This window comes from Nocardia sp. NPDC051052, from assembly GCF_044456045.1.
Lineage (GTDB): Bacteria > Actinomycetota > Actinomycetes > Mycobacteriales > Mycobacteriaceae > Nocardia.
Genome location: NZ_JBITFL010000001.1, coordinates 378,822 through 399,254 on the forward strand (window position 1 = coordinate 378,822; position 20,433 = coordinate 399,254).

Consider the following 20,433-nt stretch of genomic DNA (forward strand, 5'->3'; position numbering starts at 1 on the left):
GATGAGTCTGTATCTGCCACCTGAGCTGCGCTGGCTGGGGTGGATCGCGGGTGGTGCGTGGCCGGAAGGCGACGAGGACAAGGCCTGGGCGGTCTCGGACGCCTACAAGAACGCCGCCGCGGCGCTGCGGACGGTGATCCCGGACATCGAGGACGCCAAACGCACCGCGGTCGCCGCCTATCCGGAGGGCACGGGTGGCGAAAACATCGCCGAGATGTTCGATCTGATGCTCAAGGGCGACCAGTCGATGGAGACGCTGGCGCACTACATGGAGCAGATCTCCGACGCCGCCTTCGATTTCGGCACGCAGATCGAGGCCGCGAAGCTGATGACGATCCTCTCGCTGGTCGCATTGGCCATCGAAATCGCCTGGGCCTGGGTCTTTCCGCCGACCGCGGCGGCCGTTCAGGCGGCCGAGGAGGTGGCCACCCAGTCCATTGTGCGCACCCTGGCGAGGCAGCTGCAGCAACGCATCACGGCGAAGGTGGTTCAGATATTCGGCGAGAAATTCGCCGGCTTCGCCAAGAATTGGATACTGAAGATCATCGAGGCCGCGCTGATCTCCGGCGGCCTGGACGCCGCCGTGCAGCTCGGTCAGATGGCCAAGGGCCATCGCAAGCACTTCGACTGGAAAGAGTTCGGGGCCTCGGTAGGCTCCGCGGGCCTCGGCGCGCCGTTCGGCCGGATCGGGGCCAACTTCCTCAACAAGCAGACGACGAAATTCCTGGGGGACAGGCTCAAGAACCCGTGGGTGCGGGCAGGCAACGGCGCGATCGTCGGCATGGGTTCCGGCGTCATCGAATACGGCTTCGGCAGTGTCGGTGCCGCGATGATCACCGGCGACTGGGCCGGAACGTTCGGTAACGGCGCAGGCTGGGTCGGCGGCGCGGCGCGCGGCGGCATCACCGGCGGCGTCAAGGGTTACCGCGGCATCAACCGGCCCGACAACAAGAGCTTCGAGATCGACTTCCACGTGCTGAAGGATGGGTCAGCGAATATCCCGAAGAGGGGCGGATTCTCGTTCGACCCTGGCAAACTCGAACCCAACGGCTCCCGAAACGGGGGCGGCGGCGAGAACATCCCCATCCAGGACCGGCCGGGCGGATCGAACGGCGGGCGGGGCGAGAACGGGAGCACCCACCCCGCCGGGTGGACCGAGAACAACGGCGCGGGCGGGCGGCGGAACCCGTTCGCCGACGGATTCTCGCGCAACGAGCCGGGCGGCAACGAGAACTCGGGTAGCACCAGGCAACCGCCCTCGGTGACGCCGAGCAACTACAACGGCAACCGGTCCGGCGGTCCGTCCGATTCCGGCCGGAATGGCCAGACGCAACCGGCCAATGGGTCGAAAGCCGTTGGCCCGAACGGTGATTCGCGCTCGCAGGGTCCCCGCTCGGCGTTCGGCGGGAGCGACCGGAGCGGGTACCAGGCACCCCCGAATTCGACAGCTAGCAGCGGAAACTCGAACGCGGCGACGGGGTCGCGGACGGGGGCGTCGAATCCGTTCGGGGACAGCCGCGCTTCGTCGGTGCACAGCGGATCGAGCGACCGGCCCGCCGGCGGTTCCGGCCTGACCCGTGACGGTCAGCCAAGCACGCAGCCGGCACCCGGTCGCGACGGTTCGGTGCAGTTCCAACGCCAGCCGGGGCCGCCAGCGCCCGGTGACGGTATCCAGACGTCGTCACACTCGAAGACGCCCGAGACGAATCCCGCTACGGGACAATCACGTTCACCTGGGCCGGTGTCCGACGCGGGTTCGAACAAATCGGTTGCGCCGCCGCGTTCGTCGGCTGCGTCAGACACAGGTTCGGTCACGCCCTCTCGTTCGTCGGAGACTGGTCCGGTTCCGCCGGGGCGTTCGGCTGGGCCGGAGGGTGGCCCGGTTCCGCCGGGGCGTTCGGCGGGGCCAGAGGGTGGCCCGGTTACGCCGGGGCGTTCGGCTGGGCCGGAGGCTGGTTCGGTCGCGTCGCCCCGTTCGTCGGCTGTGTCCGAGGCAGGGACGGGTCAGCCCTCGCGTGCGGCCTCGGTGTCCGAGGTGAGTTCGAGCCAACCGTCTCGGCGACCCGGTGGCTTGAATCTCGATGGGCAGCAGCAGCATCCGCCCGTCTCGGACAACGCGAAGCAGATGCGGCACCCGGGGCCGAATCCCGGCCCCGGCGACGAGCCGCCGGTGCGGCGCGTTCCGGCGTCCGGGTCGGATGCGAGCGCCCTCCCACCGTCGCGGCAGCGTCCGCCGGAGGCGAACGCCAGCGGGATCACGCCGCATCGGCCCGAGGGGGATCGGCCGTCGCCGCGGGGATCGGTTCCGCAGGACCAGCACCCGGTCCCGCGCGGGCACGATGACGCCGGATCGGATGGTCGCGGCGGTCGGATCCTCGAGGGCGAGGCGGACCATCCCAACTGGACGCGCACCAAGGACGGCGACGCGCTGATCACCTCGCCCGACGACACCAAGCACCTGGTGGACAAGAACGAAAACGTCTTCATCTGGCGGACCGGCGATCCCACTGTGGTGATGATTCGGCCGGACCGCTCGGTCGAATACTTGCCCAAACCCCACGACGGCGAATTCCCGGTGGCGCCACCCGCTCCGCGGACCGACACACCGAGTGGCGGGGGCCGGCGCGAGGAATTCGTTATCGACCGAGGCGACGGTACCCAGCACACGTTGCTGGAGGACAACTCGGTCCAGACCAAGTCCGGGGACAACTCGATAACGATCGTCAAGCGAAACGGCGGAGCGGAGCTTCGCTCGCCGTGGGACGAACGGACGCAGTTCGATCCGAACGGCACCGCCGTGCACACCGGGCCGGGCGATCCGGTGATCGTCACCAAGCCGGACAACACCGTGCACATCGTGCCGAACGACAAGATGGGGTGGCACCACGACGGGGACGGTAACTTCGTCATCACTTCTCCGGACGGCACCAAACACGAGATCGATGGGGACGGGAACATCACGGTGGGCCGCGACGGCGACCCGCAGCACCTGAAGATCGGTGCCGACAATGCGATCGTGTTCGTCAGCCCGGACAGTGCCGGCCCGGCGGCCCACTCCGGGGGCACCGCGGACAAAGGCGCAGGGGACAAGGGCGCCGCGGACAAGGGCACAGGGGGAAAGGGCGCCGGGGAAAAGGGCACCGGGGTGCAGTCGCCGACGTTCACCCGGCCCGATCAGGTCTCGCACACGGTGCTCGACGGCGGCGGGGTGCAGACGAAGTCCCCGGACGGCTGGACCACGACGATAAAGCGCAACGGGACAACTGAATTCGAATCGCCCACCGGCGACAAGACCGTGTTCAAGGCGGACAAAACCGTGGTCGAGTCCGGCCCGGGCAAGCCGACCGTGATCACCGGCCCCAGCGGGACCAAGCAGACCGTCGAACACAACAACAACGTGACCGTCGAGCTCCCGGACAACACCAGGCATACGGTGTTCGAGGCCACGAATGTGCCGGGCAGCGGGCGGACCGAGCACCCCGACCACACGGTGATCCATTACGACGTGAAGGACACCTTGAAGATCGGGTGGCGGGATAGGCTCGGCGGCTTCGATCAGGAAGGCCCGCACAAGCCCGGCATTTACCACATGGAGCGGCCCGACGGAATCGGCCTGGAGTCAACGCCGAAGGGTGTCAAGGTATTCGGGAGCGACGACAAAGTCTACGAGCGGGGTCCACGCGGGTCGGTGCACATCACCGAGCCGAACGGGCGTACCGAGACGCGGTCGATGAAGGAACCGATCGATCTGGGCAACCGCGCGACGCTGGAGCGGACCCCCAACGGCTTCCAGGTCAACCATGCCGACAATACGACCTCCGAGATCGGACCGAACGGCGCCTCGTTCACCGACGGTAACGGTGTGGCTCGTGGGGTACGCAGGGACGGAACGGTTTTCGTCAACGACCCGAAGAATGACACGCACGAGATCCGCGGCGACGGTGCGGTACGGGTCACCGCGGAGGACGGTACCTCGTGGGGCAGCAGGCCGGACGCCACCAGCTGGACCGTCGACGACAAGAACAAGGTGCACGTCACCGATCAGGACGGGAACGAGGCGGCACCGGCCGACCGGAAGCGCCCGACTGTCGACGGCGAGGATCTGTCCACCAACCCCCGGCCGCGTCAGGTGAAGGAGGACGATCCGTTGCCTGGCGGGTACACCGCGCCGCCCGGGCCGAGGGCCGAGGACTTTATTCCGCCGGGATCGGAGAAGGAAGACGTACCGCCGGATTTGTTCAATCTGGATCCGCCGGATCGGGACAATGACGATTGGGATCCGCCGGATCGGAATTACTGGGGTCCGCCGGATCAGGACAACTGGGATCCAGACCAGGACAACTGGGATCCGGATCAGGACAACTGGGGTCCGCCGGATCAAGATCAGTGGGGTCCGCCGAATCCGTACGTGCACGATCAGTCGGGTCCTGGCCCCCGCGGCGGGGGCTCGTCGAATGCTGGTCCGTACGAACGCAATCCGGGGCCGGGTAACTCCGGCAACGGAGTCGGCAACTCCGGCGGTCCCGGCAACTCCGGTGGTTACCGTAACTCCGGTGGTCTCGGTAACGGTGGCGACTCCAACGGCGGTCGAAGCACTGGCGGCGGCCCCGGCCCCGGTCCCCATGACGGTGGCGGTTCCGGTGACGGTCGCGGCTCGTCGGGCAACGACCGGACACCGCCGCCCGAAGACCGGCGGCCACCGCCGCCACCACCGCCGCAACTCGATCCCGAGATGCTGTCGAAGATGCTCCACAACCTGCACGGTGCTAGCGATGTGCCGTCGCCGGACACGGACGGCGCGTCCTCGAACGAGGAGGGCACGGACCAAGGGTCCAACGGCCAGGACGAGCCGTCGCCGGACTTCTTGCGCCTCGGTCCCGGTAGCGGTCTGTCCGACGGCGCGAATGCATCGACTCCGCCCGACCTGTCCGCGCTGCGCGGGGCACTCGATCAACTCGGCCGTTCGGGACCTGGCGGTTCGGGAGCCGCGGGTTCGGGAACAGGTGGTTCGGGATCCGGCGCATTCGGCCAGGAGAATGCGACGAACCAGCCAGGGTCCGCGAATCGACCCGGCGCCGGATCGCACTCGGGCACCCAGGATTCGGTCGCACCGCAGCGGCCGGGTACACCGAACCAGCAGGGTGGCAGCGAGTCGGATCGGTCCGGTTCGCAGCGCGACACGGACGCGCAACAACAGCGCGATCCGAACAACCCCGACGGCCGGAACAACGCGGACATGCCAAGACAGGGCGCGCAACCTGGCGACCGCTCGGGTGCACCAGGCTCCGAGAATCATTCGGGCACAACGGGTTCCGACGATCGTTCGGGAGCGCGAGGGCCAGGAGAGCATCCCGGCGTCGGTGACAACGCCGATGCCCCCGGTGCCGAGAAGAACTCGGATGCCGCGGACCCATCAGGTCGCACCGATACCGGCGATCGTTCGGGCACGCCCGGTGCTGGCGATCATTCGGGAACGCGAGGGTCCGATGGACATTCGGGCACACCGGGATCTGGCGATCGTTCGGGAGCGCCAGGGTCTGATGGGCATTCGGGAACGCCGGGGTCTGGCGATCAAACGCGTGGACCCGATGGGCAGTCGAGAATCCCGGAACAACACGGGAACTCGGCGTTGGGTCGAGATGGATCGCAATCGACCATGCCGGGGCGGCCGCCCATGTCGCCGATGCAGGACGGGCATCCGGCGTCCGGGTTGTCCTCGCCCGCCGGAGCACCGCCGTCGCCCGGTGCCCCGGCGGCAGCAGTGCCACCGCCCGGCGGTCTCCCCGGATCGCCGAAGAAGCAGGAGCGAAAGCCGCGCAAGAAGAACGACAAGCAGCGAAAGCCGCCGAAACCGTTCCTGTTGCCCTCGCCGTTCGATGCGCCCGAGCAGCGCGCCGGTCCCGACGAATCCACCGATGATGTGCCGTTCGCGGTCGAAGCTTCGAGCTCAGTAACCGAACCGGTCATCGACAGGCGAACCAACACACAGACCACGAGGAGTACCACAGATGGCTGACACCATTCGGAACGACTGGCATGACCTCCGCGGCAGCGCGGATAAACAGACGTTGAAGTTCAATACTGTGAATTTCGATGAGGCGGTCACCACCAAACTCGTGAACAAGTGCCTCGAGATGATCGGCAAACTGCAGGGATATCAGAAATTTGTCGATAATACCAAAATGAACGATTTGAGTGAATGGACGAAAATCGAGCCGAGTGGGGGACTTCTCTCACAATGGTTCAACCGTAAGGCTAACGAGGTCATCAAAGACCTCGACACTCTGAGGTGGACGATGGAGGATATGGGGGATACGTTCAAGAGCGCGATGGGGAACTATCTGCGGGCCGAAAAAAAGAACACCGACGCCTTCTACAAGATCGGTGACCTGCAGACTGTCGATGCGGTACCCCTCGATCCACCGCCGAAAACCGATTTTTCCCCCAAGGACGGCAAGGCGGACCCGCCGAAAACGTCCACCGTCGATACCAGCACAACGATCACGCCGCAGTCCAGTGAAGGCTGGGACTTCCATAAGTTCAAGCTCTTCAATGATGAAATTGCTAACAAGGACAAGGAAGCATACTACGCAAGTGAAATGTACAACTTCCTGGCCGGCAAGCTTTCCGCAGATTTTGCCGCCCTGAACGACGCGCTGAAGGGCATTACCGCCGGAATGTGGCAAGGCGACGGCGCGGACCAAGCCATGAAGGCAGTGCAGCGCTTCACCGACAATACGGTCCCTTTTACGAACAGCCTGACCGACATCGCCAATAACCTTAGATATTGCGCGGAATGGCTGTACGATACGCATGCCGCTTTGCCGACAGAAGAGTGGCAGAAGTGGCCAGATGATGACGGCGCGAGAATCGCTATGTACCTGATTTATCTGTATTCGTACCGTGACGCCTATCAGAAGTATTATGTGGCCGGAATCTCGGGTGCTGTCGCCGCGATGCCGGAAATACCCATCGCGGGCAAGTTCAGTCCGCCGCCGGAGAAGCCCGGCGGCCACACCGGCGAGAATAACAACGGCACCGGCAGCGGGAATAACAATGGCAAAGGCGGCGTAAATAACAACGGCAACCGGAACGGGAACGGGAACGGCGGCGGCAACGGCAACGGCGGCGGCAACGGGAATAACAACAATATCGATAAGAACAGTCCTAACTACAAAGCCGGTTTCGAAGAAGGTAACGAGAAGGGGATCAAAGACACCGCCGAGAAAAACAAAAACGGTGGTGGCAGCCAGGGCGGTCCGGGCCAGGGCAGCGGCAGCGGCCCCGGCGGTCAAGGCAGCGGACCCGGCAACCAGGGCAGTGGTAGCGGCCCCGGCGGTCAAGGTAGTGGCCCCGGTGGTCAGGGCAGCGGTCCGGGGAACGGCAGCGACCAGCCCAAGATCGACAAGAACAGCCCCGAATACAAGGCTGGCTACGAGGACGGCTACAAGAAGGGCACCGAGCCCGCAGGCGGTAGCGGTCCGGGGCAGGGCAGCAGTGGCGGTCCGGGGCAGGGCAGCAGCGGCGGTCCGGGCCAAGGCAGCAGCGGCGGCCCCGGCAACCAGGGCGACTCGAATCCGTACGGCAACAACCAGTCGAATCCGAACGGCGACAAGTCGCCCAACCGGCCGGTCAAAAACGTACCGGTCAACCCGCCGGGTCAGCCGGCCCCGAAGACTCCGAAGGAACTGCTCGATCAACTGCTGCAGGGCAAGAATCCGTTCAAGGATCTGAGCCCGGAAACGATGCAGAAGATCGGGAAAGAGCTGCTCGGTGGTTTGAGTCCGGAGTTGTTGAAGCAGATGACGCCGGAGGGCTTGCAGAAGCTGGGTTCGGATCTGCTGCAGAACATGACTCCCGAGCAGCTGAAGAAGTTCGGGTCGGACATTATCGGCGGCCTCACCCCGGAGGGGTTGAAGACGTTGAGCCCGGAAACGTTGAAGAATCTGGACGCGGAGACTTTGCGGAACTTGAGTCCGGACACATTGCGCGATCTCGGAAAGGTTTTGCCCCAGGTTCCCGGCGGTGCGGATCTGCTCAAGACGCTGACCGACGGTTTGAACGGCGTCACGAAGACGATCGGCGATGTCATCAAGACCGGCACCGACATGCTCGCCGGTCTGGCGACCAACGGCATGCTCGGCATCCCGGGTATCGGCGAACTGCATCCCATGAACGTGGACGCTCCGATAGGGAACAGTATGATGACGGCGCTGCAAAATGGTGCGGGACTACCGGCGCACGGTGGCGGTCCCGGCCCGGGTCCTGGCCCGGGTGGCAATCTGCATCCGCCGCTGACAACGCACAACGCCCCGTTGGAGCCGTCGAAATTGTTCCCTCGGGCGGCGATCACGCCCGCCATCGAGGGACAGCAGATGCATTCCGCATCCTCGAATGCCGGGTCTTCCGGAATGCCGCTCGGGCCGGGCCCCGGCCCCGGCGCGCACAACGCGAGCAGCGAGTACAAGCGGGGCAAATTCCTCGACTCGGAGGAAAATATGGATAGCGTCCTCGGGCCGGACATCGAGCGGTCGAAGCCGGTGGTGGAGCCGTGACCCAGCAATGGGAATTCACCGCGCTCGAGTTCATCGTCCTGTGCGAGCGCTACCTCGCGGGTCCGCCGCCAGTGCCGTTCCTCTTCGTCAGCGACGAGGTGGTGCTGGTCGATGAGCTGGAACGGCGCAAACAAGCGACATGGGAAGACCTGCGGCGGCGACTCGACGGCTCGTTCGACAGCGTGATCGAGGTGCTGCGCACGCCCGAACTGTATGTGCTGGCAAGCACCTGGGACGAGAAGGACGTTCTCAACACCGAAAAGCACCTGAACCTGCACGCCGCGAGGTCGGGTGCGCTGGGGTACCTCTTCAAGCAGCCGCCGGGAAAACTCACCTACGACTCGCCGATGGTCACTATTACCGAATGCCATCCGCACGAACTGGTCGTCGCGGTGGTACGGGCGCTGCCGAAGGTGGAAGCCGGTCGGCAGCGCGACATTCCGATCGTGACCGACTCGCCCGATCAGGACGAGTCGAGCCAGAATTTCAGCTTCATCCGAGACGACATCGAAGATCGGCCGACCTATCGCACCGAGCAGTTCTTCCAGCGAACCGCCGACTGCGCTGGCATGATCGCCGTGGTGCAGGGCCGATCGCGGTTCGGCCCGCGGGGGATCCACGAGACGACATTGATGTGGCGCGATGTGGCCGACGACGGGCGATATGTCTGGTCGCGGGAGGAGGCCCCGATCGCCGTCGGCACCAGCCGCAAGCAGCTGGTCAACCGGCTGCAGCGTGACATCGACCATCTGATGGAACGTCTCGAAACCCATTGGGAGTGGGGACGTCCCGAGGACCGATACTGAATTCGGATCGACAAGACAGGAGAGTGACATGCCCGCAGATGGCAGGATTCACGTGGACACCGCGCGGTTGCGGCAGGCCGCGGCCAAGATGGAGGGGATCGGCCGCAGGACCGGCGACATCATCAGCACGCTGAAGAACAACCTGAACGCGCAGGGCGAGCCGTGGGGCACCGACGACTACGGTGACAAGTTCACCAAGGGCGACAGCGGCTATACGAAGTCGTCGAAGAGCCTGCTCACCGGCGGTGACAACATGACCGATTCGGCAGTGAAGTTCGACAAGGCCATGCGCGATGCCGCGACCAAGATGGACAACATGGACGGCGCATCCTGACCGTGAACAAATAGCACTAATCCTGCCCGATCCTTGACGGGGGACGCTGTCCCGAGACGTAATACCTGTCGTGACAGCATCCAGTCGCGGTCGACCCGTGACCGGGAGCGCGGCGGAGTTCGCCATGGACTCCACGCTCCCGGACGCCGAGGTACCGGGATTCGAGGCGCATCGGCGTGGCTGGGAGGCGAAACTCGGGCCGGCACTGCCCACCTTCGACGCGGCCACGACCGACGACTTCCGGGTCAAGGTGCACGCGATCCTGATGCAGGACGTGCTGATGGTCGATATCCATGGCGCGTCGGGCATCTCGACCACGCGCCCGTTGGATGAGACGGACAAGGAAATCCAGCTGTACGTGGTGTCGCGCGGCGCCTACACGGTGCTCGGGCCGTCCGGTCACGGTGCGCACACCGTGTCGGCCGGGCAGTTCCTGCTCCAGCATTTCCAGCGGCCGCCGCAGTTGGACATGGCGCCCGGCACCGCGGCGAAGGTCGTCGTCACCACACCATCGCCCGCACTCGAACCGCTACTGCGCAACCGGATGATCGCCGGACCCGCGGACTCGGCCGAGCTTCGGCTGCTGCTGGCCCACGCGGAAATGGTCCGAGCGACGATAGCCGACCTCAGCCCGGCCGGCAGGCAAGCCGCAGGTAACGCCATGCTCGAACTGCTCAAGGCGGTGGCACTTGGCCACTTCGACGACGTGGAACCCCGACTCGCCCCCGCCCTCACCCAAGCGGCAAAGAACCTCGCGGACCGCAGACTCGCCGATCCCGAACTCTCCCCCACGGTGCTGGCCCGCGAACTGAATGTCTCCCTGCGTACCCTGCAACGAGCATTCGCCGCGGAAGGCGAATCGGTGGCCGCCTACATCCAGCACCGACGCCTGCAAGAGGCCCGGCTCGCCCTCACCTCCCGCAACCGCCTCAGCGTCTCCGAACTAGCCGCCTACTGGCAATTCGCGGACCGAAGCCACTTCATCCGAGCCTTCAAACGCGCCTACGGCCTGACCCCCACCGAATACGCCCGCACCGCAACCTGATCCATTTCCCTCGACCGCCCGAGTTTTCCATTACCCATGGCTGTCGGTCGATCGCACGACTGCCGGTGCCCGATCGGAAGCGGGAGAATCGACGCAACGCTTCGTAGCGACTATTCGGAGCCGGCGAAAGGCATTGCCGTGCGGTTTCTTCATGAAATACCCAGGGTGGCCCATCGGGGAGTAGGGATGGGCCGACGATGGTGCAACAACGATTGAAACGGTCGGACCTGGGCGCTGTGCAGCAGTTGGCCGCAGGTGGCCAGGGCGTGGTCTACACCGCGCCGAATGCGCATATGGCGTATGCGGCGGCACTGGTCTTCAAGGAGTACAAGCCGCAAGTGTTGCCCGCGGTGAATGTAGCGGCACTGGAAGCGATGCCGGCATTCCTGGAATCGTTGCCGTTCACCGAGGGCATCGATCTGCTCACGCGAGCGGCGTGGCCGTGCCGGCTGGTCGAGGAGGATGCCTCGCCCGCGGTCATCGGATTCGTCATGCCGTCCATCCCGAGCGAGTACTTCATCACCATGTCCGTCGCTTCGGGGACGAAGTCGACCACCGCCGAATTCCAGCATCTGCTCAATGACGACAACTTCCTGGCCCGGCGCAATATCGCACTGACGGACCGGCATAGGTACGAATTGCTGATACAGGCCGCCAAGTCGTTGGTGACTCTGCACGGCCACCAGATCGCGATCGGTGACCTGTCACCGAAGAACCTGCTGTTTTCGCTACAGCCGGACCGGAAGGTCTACATTATCGATTGCGACGCAATGCGATTGGGCTCCCGCACGGTCGCCAACCAGGTTGAGACGCCCGATTGGGAAGTGCGTGCCGCCAACCCGGGTGAGGAACTGGCCACCCCGCAGTCCGACGCCTACAAGCTCGGCCTGCTCGTGTTGCGGCTGCTCGCCGGTGATCAGAGCACCCGCGACGCCGACCGGCTGCCCTCGTACGTGCCGACCGCGATCCGCCGACTCACCGAGGCGGCGCTGTCACCCACTCCGGCATCGCGTCCCACCCCGGCCGAGTGGGTATCGGCACTGACCGACGCTGTCAGCCTGGCGTCGACGCAACCACCACAAACCACGACGCCTATCACGGTCGTCACGGGGCCGGTGCCGCCCACTCACCTGCCTTGGCGGCAGCCGGTTCAGCGGGTCCCGGTGCCCCCGTCCGGTCAGGTGCGGCGAGGGCCGTCGCGGCGGTGGCGGCTGACGGCGGTGGCCGTCGTTGCCGCACTGGCCGCCGCCGGGGTCCTCTTGTTCGATCGTGGCGGTAGCGGCAGCGGCGGCAGCGGCGGCAGCGGCGGCGAAAACCCGAATCCCGAGCCCGCCGTATCCCTACCGAGCGCCAAATGCGCTGTCCCCCCGAAGTTCTCGGTCGCACGAACCGCAGCCGCGGGTGAGTCGCTTGATGTCACCCTCAATATCGTCGCCGGCTGCCCCGACGGTGACGTGCTGTCGTCGAGCCACACTCAGGTGACGATTTCGATGGGCTCGGACACCGTCGCTTCGGCGGCCTTCGACCTGGCGGCCGCCCCTGTGCCGATGCCTTCGTCGTCCCGATCCACGCAGCGGGTCTTCCGGTTCCCCGCCGGACAGTTCTGGCGGTCGGCGGACACCCTCCCCACCAGCGCGAATTGGTCGGTCGCCGTGGACGAATCGGGTAGCCAGGGCATTCTGAGCGTGGTGAGCTCGTCGTCCGGCGGGGTCGTGACGGCAGCCGCTGCGGCAGCACCACCGGATGCCGGATACGTCGAGGCGATGAGCCTGGCGGGACTTCAGTCGACCGCTGAGGCAGACCGATCCACCGTCCTGCCGGATCTCGCGGATCGCTGGGTACCGCAGCTCAGTTCGAAACGTTTCGGCCTCGTCGCCGAAGGAGTCACCTGGCACCACGCCGAGATCCTGCGCGAGCATCTCTTGCTGCGACAGCAGTACCCGAACATACGCTTGCTGTGGTCCGGCGCCTGGTCGACATTCAACTCGCCCGACTTCTGGATCACCATTGCCGGCACCGCCTACCAGACCCCCGAAGGCGCGATCCAATGGTGCGCCGACCACGGCTTCGACCGAGACCACTGCTACGCGAAGCTGATAAGCACCACCCACCCGATCGAGGGCAGCACCCGATACCAGCCGTAACGGTGGTACCGGATGCCTCCGCAATCTGCGCGTCCCACACCGGCCCGGTCACCACGAAATCGTGATGACCGCCATTGCGCAAGCCGCTATCAGCAGCAGATAAGCGCAGTAGAGACCGTATGGATGGCTCTGGTACCGCGGTGCCACGACGGGGATGTCGAGATACTCGTTGCGAACCGCGTGGACCTGTCCCCGTTCGATCAGGAGGTCCTACGGGAACGTCGCCGGGAGAATCGAACCGCACAAAAATACTTTATCGAATCGCAGGTAGCGGTATCGAAGTAGCGCATTGCCGAGGGTGTAGGTACCGAAGCTGTGCGCGACGATGGATGGGTTCGAATGCCATGGAGTGCGACTACCGGATTTCCTGGTAAGACGACGGAAATATGCCGATTTGTCAACGGGCTGAGATGATCTCGCAGCTCGGCTATCTTTGCAAAACCAACCTTGGGTGTCTGACAGAAGCCGCGAGCGGAGGCCACTCGGAGGCGCTCAGGCAAGCCATCGATGCCGATCGGCACCCAGTCGGCTGGGATCGGAGATGGCAAAATGAGGATATTGCGCGGGGTTATCTCGCCGTGGACGTGACCTCGCGCATGGATGTGCTCGACCGCGGCGCAGACTTGGAACGCGGTCCACACCGCCTCCTCGAGCTCGAGGTCGCGTCGTGCCGACAGCTCCGCGAGGTCGGTACCTGCTGAAGCACTCGGTTTTTGGAGGGGGGGCTCGAAACCTCGTCGCGGACCAATTGATGATGCCGGTCTTGAAAGACTTGGCGGCAGAGTTCGTGGTGTTGGAGTTCTTGGTGGTGTGGTCGTTGCTGTGTGGGCGTACCACGGTTGGGATTTGCGACGGCAGCTGTCCGGGATCGCAGGTGCTTTGATCACTGACCAGGAATCGTAGGGCGAGCAATCCGAGCTTGTAGGCATCTCATCGAGCACCGCCACATTCAATCCGGGCCGCACCACAGCCTTGTATTCCTTGTACACCAACGACTTCGCGAACGACAATCGAACGCTTGGGACGGGGTATACCACCCCTTGGCCGCCCTCGCTCAACTTGAGCAACGGCCCGAGCTGTGACCGCTTCAGTCGTTGCGTCGCTACCGTCATCCGTCAACTCCAGGCCGAAATCTAGTGTATGCCAATGTGTTTCGTGGGCCACACGGCTACCAGTGTGCGGTCGTCGTCGAAGGTTTCTCGCGAGAAGTCCAGGGTGTGGGCGAATTCGATCAGGGTCGGTACTCGGCCGTGGAGCAAGGATTTGAACAGGGATCCGACGGCGCCGTCTCCGCCGCCCAGCGGATCGCCGAAACCGTCGGTCCCGACCAGCAGTACTTCGTCCGGTTCGATCAGCACATTGACGACCTCGATCTCCGGGGGGACGCGCGGTAATCCGCTGACCGCCGACGAAGACAGTCCGGACTCGGCGGGTTGCTTGCCGCCGAGGACCTGGGTGAAATGGCCGTCCGACAGAATCCACGCTCCGGAGTCGCCGACACCCGCCACGTACGCCGACAAGCCCGCTTCCGGGTGCGGTTCGCAGACGACACAGGTGAGGGTCGTCGCCAGTGCTTGTTCGGCCTGCTCGGCGCTCGCCTCCGGCAGCGAAAGCACGGATGCGGCAAGTTCAGTCAACTTCCAGGCGGTGTTTTGGAACAGCGAATGCCAGTCGATGCCTGCGATGTCGTCGGGTGAGGTCTCCTCGAGCCACTGAGCCGAATAGCGCACGGCCGTCGTCGAGCCGATATGCGACTGCAAGGCAGCGGACACCCCGTCAGCGACCGAAACGATCAAACGATCGTGATCGTTGGGCAGTGCGACGGCGAAATCGTCCTGGCGCGGTGCCCCGTTGTATCGGTGCAGGTGGCCACGCGCCGATGCCGCCCTGATCGTGAACGAGCCGCGAGACCACCCGTCGATCAGCGTGTCCGGCCGATACGGCGTCCGGCGATACTCCTCGCCCACCGCGTTGGGCTCGAAGGCAGCCGTCGGCTCGCCGACCACGATCGGGTCGCTCGACGGCCAGCCCACCTGGACCGGATCGGGGACCTCGGCCGCGTCGTCGGATTCTTCGTTCGTGACCGCGAGCTCGGCCGGTGCGTCGCCGGCCGGTTGCTTTTCTTTCTTTTTGGTAAATCGCATCTACACGGTATCCACGGCGAGGGATACGAAACCATCGGGCTTCGCAACCTGTAGCGATGCCTGCCCGGTCGCCAGCGCTTGCCCCGAGTTGATCACCGACTGGGTCAGCGCGGTGATGAACTTCGAGATCGCCACCCCGGTATCGGTGCCTGCCGCGGTGATGAACGCATATTGCGGACTCGTCGCGACCATCCTGATGACATCCACGTTGGCCTGGCCGATGCCGAACGCGAGAATATTCGGCCGCGCCGGGAAACTCGTGAGGCGTGTGTGCGCGGCTTCCCATCCATCACCGCCGTTCGGTGCGCCGTCGGTCAGGAAGAACACGGCGGGCCGGTTCACCAGATAGCCGTCGGACTTGAGCTTGGCGATGTCTTGCGGGATTCGGGTGGTGAGCGCGTCGAATGCGGCGGCGAACGATGTCGAGCCGCGCGCGGTCAATTCCGGCATGGCATCGATCTGCCGCAAATCGGCCGGTTCCAGATAGCAGATCGCGGTATCCGAGAACCCCAGCACGCAGAAACGGACTTTGGCCGCGGCCATCGACTCACTCTGTAGTGCGTCCAGCAGACTCGTCAAGCCGATGTTCAGATCGCCGACGTCATTACTCATCGAATACGACTCGTCCGCCACGAAGTACACCGGCAGAATCGTCGCCCGGGGTTCGCTCATGTGGCCACGCAACCTCTCTTCTGGATCCGCCCAGCAGGTAACAGCAGCTCAGCGATGTTCCCAACGGTAGCGTGCGCCAACGGATTTCACTGTCGTTCGTTCAATCGACAAGGTATGTTCAGCGGTCCGGCGGAGGGGATAATCGCGGTATCGTCCGCTGTCGTGGGTCGGCTGCGAAGGAATGGAAAAGGGGCCGGATGGTAACGACGAAACAGCGATTGAAGCGAGCGCGATTGGGTGCGCTGATGAAGCTGGCGGAGGGTGGTCAGGGCGTGGTTTTCACGGCGCCGGATTGCCGGATGTCGTTCGCGAAGTCGTTGGTGTACAAGGAATACAAGGCTGTGGTGCGGCCCGGGTTGAATGTGGCGGTGCTCGATGAGATGCCCGCATATTTGGAGTCGTTGCCGTTCGCCGACGGGATGGATTTGCTGACGCGAGCCGCCTGGCCGTGCCGACTGGTCGAGGAGGACACCTCGACCACGGTGACCGGCTTTGTGATGCCGGTCATTCCGGATGAGTTCTTCATAAAAATGATGCTGCCGTCGGGGACCAAGTCGAAACCCGCGGAGTTCCAACATCTGCTCAACGGTGACAGATTCCTGGCTCGGCTAGGTATTCCATTGACCGAGCGCGACCGCTACGAGCTGTTGCTGGCAACCGCGCAGGCGTTGACGATCTTGCACAGCCATCACATCGCTGTCGGAGATATGTCACCGAAGAACCTGCTGTTCTCATTGCATCCGGAGCGGAAGGTATATTTCATCGACTGCGATGCGATGCGTTTTCAGTCCCGGTCGGTCGCAAAACAGGTCGAGACACCCGATTGGGAAGTGCGCCAGATCAATCCAGGCGAGGAACTCGCCACCGCGCAGTCCGATGCCTACAAACTCGGATTGCTCGCCCTGCGACTCCTGGTCAGCGACCAAAGCACGCGCGACCCAGGACGGCTCCCGTCGAAGGTCCCCGCTGCGGTCCGCCAACTGGTCCGCGCGGCACTCTCATCCGCACCGGCCACCCGGCCGACACCGGCGGACTGGGTACCGGCCCTCACCGCCGCCGCCCGCATCGCGACCTCCACCGCACCCAAAAACCAAAAATCAACGCGCCCAGTGAACTTCAGTTCCGCACGGCCACTGAACTTCGCACCCGGTCCGCCGGCTCCGACCGCCACGCCTCGGGCCGCCACGGTGCCGGTTCGCCAGACACGACCAGCGCGCGGATTGCTGGACCGTCCCGGTGTGAAGGTCGGCGCCGTCGCCGCTGTCCTGCTCGTCGTGTTGGCGATCTTCCTGATCAACAAGACATCTGGCGGTAATAGCGCGAGTCCGACCGTTCAGCGCGGCGCCGTCGCGACAGCTCCCGCGACGGCGGTAATCGCCACGGTCGGCATCGGCGCGCAACCGTGGGGCGTCGCGGTCGACCCGAACGCGTCGACCGCCTACGCCACCAACAGTGTCAGCAACTCGCTGTCGGCGGTCGATACTCGGACCACCGACTTCGGTGTCACCACCGTCAGCCCGGCGGGTACCGCGAAGCCTGCGGCGATAGCGATCGACCCGGCGGCGGGGATCGCCTATGCGACGAATGCGGGGAGCGCCTCGGTGTCGCTGATCAACACCCGGACGCACGCTGTCGTAGGCAGCATTCCGGTCGGGGCGGGACCATACGGCGTCGCCGTCGATACCGCGTCACATGCCGCCTACGTCAGCGACTTCGACGCCGACACAGTGTCGGTGATCGACACCAGCACCCGGATGGTGACCGCGACGATTCCGGTGGGCCGCCATCCGTACGGCGTGGCGGTCGATCCGGCAACGCGCAGCGTGTACGTGGTTAACGCAGGCTCGCCCGACGCGGTCGATCACACGGTCTCGGTGATCGACACCGGCGCGTTGACGGTGGTCGCCACCATCAACGTCGGAAACCAGCCGTGGGGCGTGGCTATCGACACCGACGCCGGGACTGCCTACATCACCAACCATGCCGACGGCACTGTTTCGGTGATCAACACCCGATCGCGCACCGTCGTCACGACGATTCGAGTCGGAGTCGGGCCCGTGGGCGTCGCGGTCGATTCGCGGGCGCGGTCGGTGTACGTCGCCAACCACGGTCTGGACGACATCCGTTCGGACAACACGGTTTCGGTCATCGACAGCGGAACTGCGGCGGTGAGCGGCACCGTCCGGGTCGGCACCCGCCCGCACGGTATCGCCGTCGACGCGGCCGATCACCTCGTCTATGTCACCAACTTCAACGACGGTACGCTCTCGGTGATCGGACACTGAACGCGATGACTGCCACGAACATCGGATATCGGCGGTGGGTGCGGCTCGGCTTCGCCCTGGTCGTCGCCTACGCGTCGGTCGGCGTCGCGAATAGCAGGATCGAATATTCGACGCCCGAGATCAGGCCGCCAGGATTGGATATCGACGCCGCGGTCACTCCGATCGTCGCGGGTGTGATGGACTTGATGGTCGTTCCGGGCGCCGTGGTCTATGTGCGGACCCCGAGCGCCACTTGGCAGCACGCGTTCGGGACGCGGACGATCGGGCAGCGCGATCCGGTCACGGTCGGTGACTACTTTCGGGTCGGATCGACGACCAAGACCATGGTCGGCACCGTTGCACTGCAACTGGTTCGCGAGGGCAGGCTGGCGCTGGACGATCCGGTATCGAAGTACCGGCCGGATGTGCCGGACGGCGCCGAGATCTCGATCGCCCAGTTGCTGGATATGCGTAGCGGACTGTACAGCTACAACGAGTCGCCGTCGGTCGCCCAAGCCATGGACGACGATCCGGACCGGGTGTGGCAGCCCGAGGAACTGCTGCGGATCGGACTGTCCCACCGGCCATACTTTTTGCCGGGCAAGGACTTTCGCTACTCGAACACGAATACGATCCTGTTGGCGTTGATCATTCAGCAGCTGACCGGTGCGGATATCGGCACAGTGCTCGCTGATCGGATCTACCAGCCCCTCGGCCTGTCGAAGACCACTTTTCCCGCGCGCGGTGACGCGGCCATCCCGTCGCCCGCCCCGCACGGCTATCTGTTCGGTACCAACGTATCGTCGCTCGCGTCGCCGAGGCTGTCCGACAGTGAGATAGCGGCCACCAGGGCCGGTACCCTGCCGCCGACCGATGTGACGAGCCTGAACCCATCCTGGATCTGGGCGGCGGGCGGGGCGATTTCGACTGCGGCCGATCTGGCCGAATACGTTCGCGCGCTCGTCGGTGGCAACCAGCTCCTCGGCAAGGAACTGCAGCGGCAACGACTCGACAGCGCCGAACCACTGGACCGGCACAATCCGGCGACCATCCGGTACGGCCTCGGGTTGGAGTCGTTCGGGCCGATGATCGGTCACGACGGGGCCATACCGGGTTTCCAGACATTCATGGGCTATGACCCGGTCGCCGACCTCACCATAGTTGTCCTGTGTACCGTGCGCGACGGACCCGCGGGCGGTCGGCCCGCGAACGAGATCGCCTATGGAATCGTCCGCAAGCTGAACGGCGAATGATCGACCCGATCGCGGATTCGTTTGCCGGCGAAGCGCTTCATGATGGGCTGGTCCACCCACTGATAGATCGCTGCCGCGGCGAGTACCGAGGCGGCGAGGCTGATGAGCGCCCACAGGAGCCAGCCACCGAACGAAAACCGGTGCCCGCCTACGAAGAGCCGCGTGATGATCACCATCACCGGAAATTGGATCATATAGAAGGCATAGGAGATATTGCCGAGCCAGACCATCGGCCGGGTGGCATTCAGGCCGGAGATACCCGCGATATCGCGTGCCGCGAGAGTCGCGATCACCGCGGTCATCGGCGCGACGAGCAGTGCGGACATTTTGTAGTTCACGGGCACGTACCACGTCGCGACGTAAGCGGCGGCCAGTGCCGCCAAGGGCAGCAGCAGGCGCGTGTTTCGCCAGATCCGCTCGCCGACCATGCGTGCGGCGAGCACCCCGAGGTAGAACTCGGGTAAGCGTGATACCGGGAACGTGTAGCTGAGCCAATACGACGGTGAAACGGGGATGTCAGGTTGCGCGAACCATTGTGGTGCGGCGTGTATCTCGAACGACGGCGAGACGTCGCCGCGTAACAGCCTGGGCGCGAACACATTCGCGGTGCCCTTCGGCCCATCGACGCACAGGTAGAAGCAGGTGTGCACAGCGAGGATGCCGATCAGCAGGACCGCGATGCCGCACCACAGCCGGTGCCCGGGAATACGGTCGATCAGCGGGAGCGCAAGCGGAAAACTGAGGTAGAACACCAATTCCGCGCACAGCGACCACGAAGGGACATTGAGTCCGCCGATCGTGGTCCATTTCGGCACCCAGGTATGCACGAGTAGCGCGTTGGGCGCCCAGACCACCAGGCGCGACAGCGGTACACCGGCCGCGACGATGAATACCGTCGCCGCGACAAGGTGCGTCGGGTAGACCTTCAAGATCCGGCGCCGGTAGAACAGCCGGGTCCGGGTGCCCGGCCGGAACGACCAGTAGATGACGAATCCGGACAGCACAAAGAAGAAGGTCACGCCGGCCGCGCCGAACTGCATCGGAACGAACTGGTGGATCGTGCGGAAGAGCTCCGATTTCTGGAAGGGGTAGACCGGCAGGAAGACCAGTGCGTGCAGCACGAATACCGCGAACGCCGCCCACCAGCGGGCGCCGGTGAGCGCGGGCAGGACGGTACCCGGCGAGTTGTCAGATCCGTTGTGCGAGGCCATCTTCG

11 protein-coding genes are annotated in these 20,433 nt (G+C 64.7%); 8 read left to right on the plus strand and 3 right to left on the minus strand.

The genetic code is table 11. The annotated features are described in order from the left end of the window. Position 1 precedes the first annotated feature (1 nt). The 6 genes from ACIBCN_RS01640 (at position 2) to ACIBCN_RS01665 (ending at position 12,884) form a co-directional block, all read left to right on the plus strand. Positions 2-6,016: a hypothetical protein gene (locus tag ACIBCN_RS01640; RefSeq protein WP_396989522.1), complete on the plus strand. Its 6,015-nt coding sequence runs from the start codon at positions 2-4 to the stop codon at positions 6,014-6,016. Continuing rightward, the gene (locus ACIBCN_RS01645; RefSeq protein ID WP_396989523.1) at positions 6,009-8,555 is read left to right on the plus strand and encodes a hypothetical protein; all 2,547 of its coding nucleotides are present in this window, start codon (positions 6,009-6,011) and stop codon (positions 8,553-8,555) included. Before ACIBCN_RS01640 ends, ACIBCN_RS01645 begins: the two co-directional genes overlap by 8 nt. Next, on the plus strand, positions 8,552-9,361 hold the full coding sequence (locus tag ACIBCN_RS01650; protein WP_396989524.1) for an ESX secretion-associated protein EspG: 810 nt from the start codon (positions 8,552-8,554) through the stop codon (positions 9,359-9,361). The genes ACIBCN_RS01645 and ACIBCN_RS01650 overlap by 4 nt, the downstream gene beginning before the upstream one ends. Before the next feature lie 28 nt (positions 9,362-9,389). Next, positions 9,390-9,695 (plus strand): WXG100 family type VII secretion target, encoded by a 306-nt coding sequence (locus ACIBCN_RS01655; RefSeq protein ID WP_396989525.1) that lies wholly within the window; start codon positions 9,390-9,392, stop codon positions 9,693-9,695. A 124-nt stretch (positions 9,696-9,819) separates the two neighbouring features. Next, positions 9,820-10,740 (plus strand): helix-turn-helix domain-containing protein, encoded by a 921-nt coding sequence (locus ACIBCN_RS01660; protein ID WP_396989526.1) that lies wholly within the window; start codon positions 9,820-9,822, stop codon positions 10,738-10,740. Positions 10,741-10,952: 212 nt separating this feature from the next. Next, complete coding sequence (locus ACIBCN_RS01665; protein WP_396989527.1) at positions 10,953-12,884, plus strand: hypothetical protein; 1,932 nt, start codon at positions 10,953-10,955, stop codon at positions 12,882-12,884. Positions 12,885-14,017: 1,133 nt separating this feature from the next. On the opposite strand, the gene ACIBCN_RS01670 is transcribed toward ACIBCN_RS01665, so the two are convergent. Together ACIBCN_RS01670 and ACIBCN_RS01675 are read right to left on the minus strand one after the other, a co-directional pair. After that, a complete protein-coding gene (locus ACIBCN_RS01670; protein WP_396989528.1) occupies positions 14,018-15,028 on the minus strand; it encodes a protein phosphatase 2C domain-containing protein in 1,011 nt (336 codons plus the stop codon). Next, entirely contained in the window at positions 15,029-15,700 is a 672-nt protein-coding gene (locus ACIBCN_RS01675; protein ID WP_396989529.1) for a hypothetical protein, read from the minus strand. 245 nt (positions 15,701-15,945) lie between these two features. Here ACIBCN_RS01675 and ACIBCN_RS01680 point away from each other — a divergent pair, with 245 nt between their 5' ends. Both ACIBCN_RS01680 and ACIBCN_RS01685 read left to right on the plus strand, forming a co-directional pair. Continuing rightward, entirely contained in the window at positions 15,946-17,985 is a 2,040-nt protein-coding gene (locus ACIBCN_RS01680) for a hypothetical protein (protein ID WP_396989530.1), read from the plus strand. Between the two features lie 5 nt (positions 17,986-17,990). Beyond that, a complete protein-coding gene (locus ACIBCN_RS01685; protein WP_396989531.1) occupies positions 17,991-19,217 on the plus strand; it encodes a serine hydrolase domain-containing protein in 1,227 nt (408 codons plus the stop codon). Here the strand turns inward: ACIBCN_RS01685 and ACIBCN_RS01690 are convergent. Then, on the minus strand, positions 19,184-20,428 hold the full coding sequence (locus ACIBCN_RS01690; protein ID WP_396989532.1) for an acyltransferase family protein: 1,245 nt from the start codon (positions 20,426-20,428) through the stop codon (positions 19,184-19,186). The genes ACIBCN_RS01685 and ACIBCN_RS01690 overlap by 34 nt on opposite strands. Positions 20,429-20,433: the final 5 nt, after the last annotated feature.